Raw genomic sequence first — 272 nt, 5'->3', positions numbered from 1 at the left:
CGGGGTTTTCACTCCGTCTTTTCTTGCCTGGGTAAATACTTCGCATAATTTTTTGTACGATTCTTTCCAGGTATTGTTTCCATTGGTGCAATCAAACACGATCACATCTACGCCGGCATCGGCGAGCATTTCAGCATGCTTTCTCAATACCCAGGCATCAGTGTCCAGGTAGTATCCGAATAATGGTTGCGACCAGAACCAGGGTGTTTTGATTTTTGGCCAGACAGGGTCGTTATAATTATCTATTGCACGCGGCTGACGGGCAAGGTATT

At 46.0% G+C, this 272-nt stretch carries 1 protein-coding gene; it reads right to left on the bottom strand.

The features are described 5' to 3' along the window. A partial coding sequence (locus tag WKF69_RS18165; RefSeq protein ID WP_340383750.1) for a hypothetical protein occupies nt 1-272 on the bottom strand: 272 nt, incomplete at both ends.

The organism is Daejeonella sp. (assembly GCF_037719425.1).
Lineage (GTDB): Bacteria > Bacteroidota > Bacteroidia > Sphingobacteriales > Sphingobacteriaceae > Daejeonella.
Note: the sequence above shows the minus strand (reverse complement) of the source record. Positions and strands in the feature narration are given on the sequence as shown.